We start from the raw sequence: 10,116 nt of genomic DNA, 5'->3' as shown, positions 1-10,116 counted from the left end.
CCCCCCCCCCCCGCCCCCTCCGCCCCCCCCCCCCCCCCCCCCCCCCCCCGCCCCCCCCCCCCCCCCCCCCCCCCCCCCCCCCCCCCGCGGTCTCAGGCCGCCAGCGTGAGGGTGGCCCGGCGGGCCAGGACCAGCGGGCGCACCAGCAACCGGCCCGGGACGCCGAAGCGGCCCCGGTGCAGCGCACGGACGACCTCGGCCGGCGGGCAGCGGCGGGACAGGACCACCCCGGCCAGGACGACGGTGACGGCCGAGCACACGACCACCGAGACCTGGCCGAGGGCGAGGCCGTAGACCGTCCACAGCGCCGCCGAGACCTGGGTGAGGACGAAGGTGGCCGGGGCCAGGCCGTGCAGCGGCTCGCGGCGCACCACGGTGCGGATCTGCGGCAGCATCTTCACCAGCGACACCGCGGTGCCGAGCGCGCCGGCCGCGGCGGCGCCGCCGACGGCGAAGGCGGCCACCACGACCGGGGTCCAGGCCGCGACGGCGACCGCGGCGGTCGACAGCCGCAGCCCCAGGCGGCGGGCGGCGAGGACGACGGTGACGACCGCGCACGCCAGGCCCGGCACGTTCGCGACCAGCTGCGCGGGGTCGCGCAGCGCGACGCCGTAGCTCAGCCAGGTCCCGGCGGACAGGACGCCCAGGACGGCGGAGGAGTAGGACAGGCCGGTGGCGTCGGGGTCCTTCAGCAGGCGCAGGACCTGCGGCACCCCGGTGAGGACGCCGAGACCGGCGGCGAGGAGACCGAGCAGGGGGAGAAGGGAGGAAACAGGCACGTGCCTGTTCTTCGACCGGTACCAGGTACCGCCTTGAGACGCACGCCGGCGGGCGCCGGTGAGACGTGAGTCACACCCGGCTGCCCTGGTGCGGCAGGCTCACCACCGGCGCCGGGGTCTCCACCCGCACCCGCGGCAGCGCGCCCGGGTGGTCCCGGCGCAGCACGCCCACGAGTTCCTCGCGCACCGCGCAGCGCAGGTCGAACAGCTCCCCGCCGGAGTTCGCGCTCACCAGCACCCGGAAGCTCAGCACCGAGTTCTTCGCGTCCGTCACCTGCAGGGCGAACGTCTGCCCGTTCCACAGCGGGTGGTCGCGCACGAAACCCTCCGCGTGCGAACGCAACTCCTCGACCGGGGTCGTCCAGTCCGTCTCGAAGTCGACCGTCCCGATGATGTCGGAGGAGTTGCGCGTCCAGTTCGCGAACGGCGTCGTCGTGAAGTACGTCGACGGCAGGATCAGCCGCCGCTGGTCCCACAACCGGACCACGACGTACGTGAGGGTGATGTCCTCGATGTTCCCCCACTCCTCCTCGACCACCACCACGTCGTCCACCCGGATCCCGTCGGTGAAGGCGATCTGCAGACCCGCGAACACGTTCGACAGCGACGTCTGCGCCGCGAGCCCGGCCACCACCGAGAGCAACCCCGCCGAGGCCAGGACGCTCGTGCCCACCCCGCGGGCCCCCGGGATCGTCAGCAGCATCGCCGCGGCCGCCACGACCACGATCAGCGCCACCACGACCCGCTTGACCAGCTGGACCTGCGTGCGGCGCTGGCGCTGGCGCCGGTTGTCGGCCACGTCGATGCGGTAGCGCAGCAGCAGGACGTCCTGCACCACGTTCGCGGCGACGACCGCCAGGCCCGCGCCGAACGCCACGGCCAGCAGGCCCAGCACGGTCAGGGTCGGTTCGCGCCAGTCCGCCGGAGCGGTCCCGACGTGCAGGGCCACGGTCGCCGCCAGCGTGCCGAGCAGACCGGCCAGCGGGCGCCGGCCCCGCTGGGCCAGCGTCGCGAGGATCTCGTGCGTGCGGCCCAGCCGGCGCACGCCCAGGGCGACGAGCTCACCGACCCCGGCGGCCAGGACCGCCGCCAGGACGGTCGCGCCGACGGTGAGCCAGACGGAGGTGCTGATGGTCACGGGGGAGGGCTCCTCAGGGATCGAGTACGGACATCGACGTCCTGCGGTCCCGAGCCACGGTAGGCGCAGCCGGCCCGTCCGGCAGGCCCGGGGCCCGGCCCCCGGCCGATCTGCACCGCTCCCTCACCCCGGCAGCCAGTCCACCTTCCCCACCAGCGCCGCGTACCCCACGAACGCCACCACGTCGATCGCCGTGTGCGCCACCACCAGCGGCATCGTCCGCCCCCACCGCTGGTACACCCAGCCGAACACCAGGCCCATCGCCACGTTCCCCACGAAACCCCCCACCCCCTGGTACAGGTGGTAGGAACCGCGCAGCAGCGCGCTCACCAGCAGCGCCGGGAACCAGCGGAACCCCAGCTGCGACAGGCGGTGCAGCAGGTACCCCGCGACGAGGACCTCCTCCAGCACCCCGTTCTCGGCCGCGGCCAGCACCTGCACCGGGACCGCCCACCACACGTCCGGCAGCGTCGAGGCCGCCACGTTCGTGTTGACCCCCGCCGCCACCGCCCCCAGGTACAGCACCAGGCCGCACCCGCCGATGACCGCGGCCAGCCCCAGCCCGGCCAGCGCGTTCCGCCCGAACCGGCGGCCGTCGAACCCCAGCGTCCGCAGCGACTCCCCGCCGCGGGCCATCAGGTAGCCGACCAGCAGCACCGGGGCCAGCCCGGAGGCGACCGAGACCAGCTGCAGCGACAGGTCCAGCCAGGGCCGGTCCGGGGCGTAGCTGCCCAGGACCGTCGAGGTCTGCGCGTTGATCGCCTCCGGCGCGGTGAGGATGCCGACGAACCTCACCAGGGCGCGGACCCCGCTCATCCCGAGGGAGACGGCGAAGACCGCCACGACCTCCCACACCAGCAGCCGGCGCTCGCGGGGGTCGGTGACCACGGCCGGGGACGGGCGGCTCACGGCTGCGCGGGGGTCCCCAGGAACCGCAGCGCGGCCTCGTGCAGCAGCCCGTTGCTGGCCACCGCGTCGCCGCCGTGCGGGCCGTCGACCCCGGCGCGGGAGGTGAAGCGCCCCCCGGCCTCGGTGACGATCGGCACCAGGGCCGCCATGTCGTGCAGCGCCAGCTCCGGCTCGGCGGCCACGTCGACGGCCCCCTCGGCCAGCAGCATGTACGACCAGAAGTCGCCGAAGCCGCGGGTGCGCCACACCGTCCGCGTCAGCTCCAGGAACCCGTCCAGGACGCCGGCGGCCTCCCAGCCCCCCAGGGAGGAGTAGGCGAACGAGGCGTCCTCCAGCGACGACACCGAGCTGACCGACATCCGCGTCGCCGACGACAGGCTGCGGCCCGTCCAGGCGCCCGAGCCCGTCGCGGCCCACCAGCGCTTGCCCAGCGCCGGGGCCGAGACCAGCCCCACCACGGGCTCGCCGTCCTCCAGCAGCGCGATGAGCGTGGCCCACACCGGCACGCCGCGGACGAAGTTCTTCGTGCCGTCGATCGGGTCCACCACCCACTGCCGCGACCCGTGCCCGACCAGCCCGAACTCCTCGCCCAGCACCGCGTCGCGCGGGCGGGTCCGCTTCAGCTGCCCGCGGATCAGCTCCTCGGCCGTGCGGTCGGCGTCGCTGACGGGGGTCAGGTCCGGCTTGGTCTCCACCGCCAGGTCGACCGCCTTGAAGCGGTCCGTCGTCAGGCCGTCGACCTGGTCGGCGATGACGTGCGCCAGCCGCAGGTCGTCGTCGTAGCGGGGCCGGGCGCCGTCGGCGGGGGCGGGGGCGGAGGAGCTGCGGGGGTAGGGCACCCGGCGAACCTACCCCCCGCGCCCGCCCGATCCCGGGGACCGGGACCAACGGCCCGTTCAGCCGACGCCCAGGCACGTCGAGGATGCTGGGGACGGGGTGGGAGCGCCCCGGCCGGCGCCCGCGGCGGGCGGCCGGTGCGGCGAGGGAGGACGAGATGGCCGGAACGACCGACCGCACCCACGACGACGAGCACCTGGACGACCTGCCCGGGGACGTGCCCACCGGGCACCTGTCGGCGATCCCCGTCGGCCCCCGCGCCCGCGGGCTGCTGCTCCTGCTCGGCGGCCTCCTGGGCTTCGTCGCGGCCTTCACCCTCACCGTCGAGCGCATCCGGCTCCTCCAGGACCCGGCCTACGTGCCCAGCTGCAGCCTCAACCCCGTCCTGTCCTGCGGCAGCGTCATGCAGACCCCCCAGGCGGCGCTGCTCGGCTTCCCCAACCCGCTGCTGGGCATCGCGGCCTTCGCCGTCTCCACCTTCCTCGGCGCCCTCGTCCTGTCCCGCGTCGCGCTGCCGCGCTGGGTCGAGCGCACCTACCTCGCCGGGATCACCGTCGGGGTGGTCTTCGTCGGCTGGCTCATCAGCCAGAGCCTGTACTCCATCCACGCCCTGTGCCCGTACTGCATGGTCGTGTGGGCCGTCGTCATCCCCACGTTCTGGACGAGCCTGGCCGACGGCCTCGACCGCGGGCTGGTGCCCGTGCCCGCCCGGCTGCGCCGGGCCGCGCTGGTCCTGGTCGACTACCGGGGGCTGCTCGTCGTCCTCAGCTTCGCCGCCGTGCTGGCCATGATCGCCACGAAGTTCTGGTCCTACTGGTCGACGCTGCTCTGAGCCCCGGACGTCAGTCCGCCACCACCACGACGTCGCGACCGCCCGCCTTGGCCCGGTACAGGGCCGCGTCGGCGCGGGCCAGGACGTCGGACAGCCCCTCCCCGTCGGCCAGCACCGCCACCCCCACGCTGACCGTGACCCGCAGCTGCTGCCCGCGCACCTCCACGGGGGTGCGGCGCACGCTCTGCCGCAACCGCTCCGCCACCTCCCGCACGTCCAGCGGGCCGTGCCCCTCCTCCGGGCCCGGGCTGGTCACCACCAGCGCGAACTCCTCCCCGCCGTAGCGGCCCAGCACGTCGCTCCCGCGCGTCTCGTGCTGCAACCGGCGGGCCACCGCCGCCAGCACCTCGTCGCCGGCCGCGTGGCCGTAGGTGTCGTTGACGGCCTTGAAGTGGTCGACGTCCACCATGACCACCGCCACCGGCCGGCCCAGGACGGCCCGGCGCACCCGCTGCTCACCCAGCCGCAGCAGGTGCCCGCGCGTCGCGACGCCCGTCAGGGAGTCGGTCCGGGCCAGGTGCTCGACCTGCGCGAACAGCCGCGCGTTCTCCAGGCCGATCGCCGCCGGGGCGGCCAGCGCCTCGGCGACGTGGGCGCGCGCCCGCGGCCCGTCGGCCCCGCCGGTCAGCACCAGCGCCTCCGCGACCAGACCCGTCCGGTCCTTCAGCGGCACCACCAGCCACTGCGCCTCGTCCCGCCCCGCGCCCGGCGGCCGGTCCCCGGCCAGCCCCAGCAGCCCCGCCAGCCGCGCCGGCAGCGGGCCGTCGCCGTGCACCGCGTGCGCGCTCTCCAGCAGGCGCGCGCAGTCCGGTTCGCCCTCCCAGTCGCGGTTCCAGGCCAGCTCCCGGACCGTCGCGGCGTCCGCCGCGGTGACCAGGGCGGGCGGGTCGACGTCGCGCGGCGCCCGCACCGCCACCGGGACCAGGGCCCCGCGCCGCCCGCCCAGCTCGGCCAGCGCCGAGCGCAGCAGCCGACGGCGCACCGTGGCCAGGTCCAGGCTGCCGGAGACCTCCTCGGTGACCCGGCGGACCGCCTCGGCGAGGTCCCGCTCGCGCTGCGCGCCGTGGACCTCGATCTCCAGCCGCGCGGCGCGGGCGGTCTCCAGCGACGCGGCGACCTGACCGGCGATCAGCTGCAGCAGCTCCACGTCGCCACGGCCGAACGCCCCCTGCGCCACCGTGCTGGCCGCCGACAGCACCCCCGTGCGGCGCCCGCGCACCAGCAGCGGCACGGCCACGACGCTGCGCGCCACCTCGTGCGGGCCCGGCCCGCCCACCGCGGGACCCGGGCCGGGGGCGGCCTCCAGCGCGCCCCGCAGGACCGGGCGGCCCGTGCGGGCCGCCCGCGCCGCCGCCGGGTCGACGGCCGTCGTCGCCGGCAGGTCCGTGCCCGTGCGGGTCCGCCCGGCGAACACCACCAGCTCGTCCTCGCCGTCCAGGACGGCCAGGACCGCGCGGTCGGCGCCCAGCACCTCGCACGCCTGGTCCAGGGCCAGGCGCACCACGTCCTGCGGGTCCAGCACCTGCGCGGCGTTGCCCACGTCGCGCATCGCCGACAGCAGCCGGCGCCGCCGGCCCGGGGCCGGGGTCCACGAGGCCCGGCCCGCGGGCTGCCCGCCCACCGGCGCCCGGCCCGCGCCGGTGCCGCCGCGCCCGCGCTGGACCAGCGGGACCCAGCCCTGCCGCTCGGCCAGCGCCGCCGCCATCCAGCGCAGCCGGTCGGCGTCCGGGCCCGCGCCGGCCTCCTCCAGCCGCTCGGCCCGCAGCAGCAGGAGGTGGTGGCCCAGCAGCGGGGCGTCCAGGCGCGCCGCGCGGACCTCGGCGCGGCGCAGCAGGAACCGGGCCCGCCGCCGCGCCCCCAGCCGGTGCAGCGCGTCGGCGCGCACGGCGTCGACCACCGCCCGCTGGACGGCGCCACCGGGGCGGCCGGGCGCCCGGCGCAGCACCCGGTGCAGCGCCCGCAGCGCCTCCCGCAGCGCCTCCCGGCCCGCCCGGACCCCGGCGGGATCGCCGACGTCGACGGCCGCGCGCAGCTGCGCCAGCCGCCCGCACACGACGAGCACGAGCGTCCACCCGGCCTCCGGCGCACCGCGTGGGCGCGTCCGGCGGGCCGCCGCGAGCACCTGCCCGGCGAGGTGGTCGAACCGCTCGGTGAGGTCGCCCTGCTGGACCAGCCAGTTCGCGGTGGCCAGCAGCACCTGCCACCCGTGCCCCGAGGGCGCGCCGTCGTCCCCGCCGTCGTCCCCGCCGCTGCCGCCGCCGCCGTCGCGGCGCACCGCCTCCAGCACGTCACCGGCCTCGCCCGGCCGGCCCTTCGCGCCCAGCAGCGCGCTGCGCAGCAGGTCCAGCCCGGCCGGGACGGTGCCGCCCTCGGGGACCCGGCGCACCGCCCGGGCGTGCCAGGCGGCGGCGGTCGCGACGTGCCCGGCGGCCAGCCGCTCGACCGCCACCGCCTGCGTGCCGACGACGTACGCGGGCAGGTCCAGCCACTGGCCGTCCTCCTCCAGCACCTCGGCCACCGCCCGCCACGTCCCGCCGGACCCCAGCCGGCGCAGGCCCCGGGCCAGCCGCAGGGAGGCCAGGACCCCCGGGTCGGTCTCCACCTCGCGCGCGCCGGGGGCGGTCAGCGGCCGGCCCACCAGGCCGGCCGTGCCCGGCAGCCGGACGGGCAGCAGCGTCGCGCGGCCCGTCAGGGCCTGCGCCAGCGCCGCCCGCAGCGCCCACCGCGCGTCGCGGGCCAGGTCCGCCCGCCGGGCCCGCAGGGCGTGCGCCCACGCGGCCAGCGCCGCCGGCGCGCCCGCGAGGGGACGCCCCCGCTCCAGGTCGGCCGCGGCGGCCTCCCGCAGCAGCACCGCGCGCGCCCCCTCCAGGGTGGAGCGCTCGACCTCGCGCGGGGAGTCCAGCCGGTGCCGGCTGGCCCGCCGGCGGCCGTGCCCGGCGACCGCGCCCGCCAGCGCCAGCAGCGAGACCAGCGTGGTGGCCACCCACCCCGGCCACCGGGCCGGGCGGGCGGTGCCCAGGACCGCCAGGCCCTCGGCCGCGGCGGCCCCGGCGCGGTCCGGGGCGGCGGCCGCCCGCTCGTGCCGGTGCAGGACGGCGATCTCGCCGAGCACGACCGCCCGCTCCACCGGCCCGCCGGCCGCGCCGAGCAGCTGCCCGAGGTGGCCGTGGGCCTCGGCGTGCCGGCCCTGCCGGGCCAGGCACGCCGCCAGCAGCCGCCGCAGCCGCGGGTCCAGCTCCAGACCGGCCGCCTCGGCCGCACCGACGGCCTGCGTCAGCAGCGCCACCGCCTCCTCCGGCGCCGAGCGCCGGGCCGCCTCCACCCCGGCGAGCGCGCAGGCGTCGACGACGTCGCCGGGCGCCACCGCGTCCCCGGCGCGCAGGTGCTGGTGCGCGCAGGCGAACAGCGCGTCGCGGTCGCCGTCGTCGACGCCGGCGCGGGTGTCGGCCCGCAGCACCCGCGCCAGCCGGGCGTGCAGCGCCCGGCGCTCGACCTGCTCCACGCCGTCCAGGACGGCGTCGACGACCTGCTGGTGCAGGAACTCGTGCCGGCCGTGCGGCAGGGGCCGCAGCAGCCGGGCCGCCACCCCCGCGGCCAGCCCCGCGTGCACGTCCTCGGGGTCCAGCTGCGGGACGGCGGCCCGCAGCACCAGGTGGTCGTCCACCGAGCGGCCGCAGGCCGCGGCCAGCCGCAGCACCTCGCGGTGCCGGGGCGCGAGGTCGTCCACCCGGCGCAGCAGCGCCGTCAGCAGCCGCGGCGCCACCGGCACCGCTTCCAGCGCGGCGTGCTCCAGCCGCCAGTGCCCCCAGTCGGGCAGCAGGCCGCCGCCGTCGAGCAGGGTGGTCAGCAGGGCCAGCAGGGCCCCGGGGTTGCCCGCCGCGCGCGAGACCAGCGCCGTGGCGACCGAGTCGGTGACCACCGCGCCGGGCAGCCGCCGGCGCACGACCGCGCGGGCGGCGGCGTCCGAGAGCGGGGGGACGTCCAGGACGAGGGCGCCGGCGGTGTCCAGCCCGTCGGCGGTCCCGGGGTCGTCGGCTCCCGAGGGGGCCCGGTCGACCAGGACCAGCAGCAGCGGCAGGTCCGCGCACTCGCCCGCGACCCGGCGCAGCACCGCCAGGGTGGAGGCGTCGGCGTGCTCGGTGTCGTCGAGCACCACCAGCAGCGGGCCGGTGCGGGCGGCGTGCTGGATCAGCTCCTCGGCCAGGGTCTGCGGGCGCGGGTCGTCGGGGTCCGGCGACGGGTCGTGCCCCGGCTCGGCCGGGGTCAGGCCCCCGGCCGACATCGCCCGCCGCAGCGCGCTCAGCGGCGAGCTCGGGGACCGGGTGGTGTCCAGGACGACCGTCGCCGCCCCCTGGGCCGCGGCCCGGCGGCGCGAGCGGTCCACCAGCGCGCTGCGCCCGGAGCCGGCGGCCCCGCGCACGACGACGACGCCGCCGGACCCCGCGCGGGCGCCGTCCCACGCCGCGTCGAGCAGGGCGCACTGCCGGCCGCGCTCGAGCAGCGGGCCCTCGGTCGGGTCCGTCCAGCTGCGCCGGCCCAGGGCGACGTCGGGGGCGGTGTCCGCGACGGCGCGGCTCAGCTCGTCGGCGACCGCGGCGGCGTCGCCGGGCCGGTCCTCGGGGTCCAGCGCCAGCAGCCGGCGCACCAGCAGGGCCAGCGGGCGGGGGACGCCCGGGCCGAGGACGTCCGGGTCCAGCGGCTGCAGCCGGGCCAGGCGGCGGCGGACCTGGGCGGCGTCGGCGCCCTCCACCGGGGTGCGCCCGGTCAGGCACTCCAGCAGCAGCGCGCCCACCGAGTACAGGTCCGAGCGGTGGTCGACGGGGCTGCGGACGACCCCGGCCTGCTCCGGGGACCGGTACAGCAGGGCGCCCGCCTCGGCGTCGGTGGCGTCCCCGGCCGGGCCGCGGGGGTCGTCGCGGCGGCGCTCGGGCCCGTCGGGGCGGGTGGGCCGGGCGGGGCGGGTGGGGGACCCGGTGTCCAGGTGCGCGACGCCGAGGTCGACCAGGACGCCGCGCCCGGAGCGGGTCACCAGGACGTTGGCGGGCTTGACGTCGCGGTGCACCAGGCCGGAGGCGTGCAGGGCGTGCAGGGCGTCGCACACGTCGACGACCAGGCGCACCGTGGTGGTCACCGACAGCAGGCCCGCGGGCAGCTCCCCGGTCGCCGGGTCCCCGCCGCGCGGGGGCGGGGAGTGCAGCAGGTCCGCCAGGGACGTGCCGTCGTGGGCGTCCATGACGATGCCGAGCCGGCCGCCGACCTCGGCGACCGCGTGGACGCGGGTCAGGCCGGGGTGGTGGACGCTGGCCAGCAGGGCGGCCTCGCGGCGCAGGGTGCGCTCGCCCTCGGCCTGCTCGGCCGGGGACGCCCCGGGGCGCTGCCGCTTGACGGCGTACTCCCGGTCCCCGCGCACGGCGAGGTGGACGATCGAGCCCGCGCCGCGACCCAGCTCGCGCAGCACCGTCCAGGGCGGCTCGGGGCCGGCCAGGGGACCGGGGGCGGGCGCGGGACCGGGGACGACGCCCCGGCCGGGGACGGTCGGTGCACCGGGACGGGTGGGACGCGATTCCGCCATCAGCCGCCGTCCCCTCGTTCCTGACCGGACCGACGGTCACCCTAGGGCA

At 78.5% G+C, this 10,116-nt stretch carries 6 protein-coding genes; 1 reads left to right on the top strand and 5 read right to left on the bottom strand.

Annotation, left to right across the window (positions count from 1 at the left end; genetic code table 11):
- Positions 1-92: 92 nt before the first annotated feature.
- From ACRYM6_RS12795 to hisN, 4 genes are all read right to left on the bottom strand, one after another.
- Entirely contained in the window at positions 93-779 is a 687-nt protein-coding gene (locus tag ACRYM6_RS12795) for a SemiSWEET family transporter (protein WP_432543257.1), read from the bottom strand.
- A gap of 70 nt (positions 780-849) precedes the next feature.
- On the bottom strand, positions 850-1,917 hold the full coding sequence (locus ACRYM6_RS12790) for a mechanosensitive ion channel family protein (RefSeq protein ID WP_432543256.1): 1,068 nt from the start codon (positions 1,915-1,917) through the stop codon (positions 850-852).
- A 123-nt stretch (positions 1,918-2,040) separates the two neighbouring features.
- A complete protein-coding gene (locus tag ACRYM6_RS12785; RefSeq protein WP_432543255.1) occupies positions 2,041-2,826 on the bottom strand; it encodes a CPBP family intramembrane glutamic endopeptidase in 786 nt (261 codons plus the stop codon).
- Positions 2,823-3,665, bottom strand: coding sequence for a histidinol-phosphatase (gene hisN, locus ACRYM6_RS12780; protein WP_432543254.1), 843 nt, complete (start codon positions 3,663-3,665; stop codon positions 2,823-2,825). Before hisN ends, ACRYM6_RS12785 begins: the two co-directional genes overlap by 4 nt.
- A gap of 155 nt (positions 3,666-3,820) precedes the next feature.
- Between hisN and ACRYM6_RS12775 the strand changes: the two genes are divergently transcribed.
- Positions 3,821-4,495 (top strand): vitamin K epoxide reductase family protein, encoded by a 675-nt coding sequence (locus tag ACRYM6_RS12775; protein WP_432543253.1) that lies wholly within the window; start codon positions 3,821-3,823, stop codon positions 4,493-4,495.
- Between the two features lie 10 nt (positions 4,496-4,505).
- Here the strand turns inward: ACRYM6_RS12775 and ACRYM6_RS12770 are convergent, their stop codons facing one another.
- Positions 4,506-10,067, bottom strand: coding sequence for a diguanylate cyclase (locus ACRYM6_RS12770; RefSeq protein WP_432543252.1), 5,562 nt, complete (start codon positions 10,065-10,067; stop codon positions 4,506-4,508).
- Positions 10,068-10,116: the final 49 nt, after the last annotated feature.

Origin of the sequence: Kineococcus rugosus, assembly GCF_050871975.1 — a bacterium.
Classification (GTDB): Bacteria; Actinomycetota; Actinomycetes; order Actinomycetales; family Kineococcaceae; genus Kineococcus.
This window is presented reverse-complemented; position numbering and strand designations above follow the sequence as displayed.

What these genes read in the sequence shown, in the direction of transcription:
- ACRYM6_RS12775 (WP_432543253.1), top strand. Translation starts at nt 3,821, where the DNA reads ATGGCCGGAACGACCGACCGCACCCACGACGACGAGCACCTGGACGAC.
- ACRYM6_RS12770 (WP_432543252.1), bottom strand. Translation starts at nt 10,067, where the DNA reads ATGGCGGAATCGCGTCCCACCCGTCCCGGTGCACCGACCGTCCCCGGC.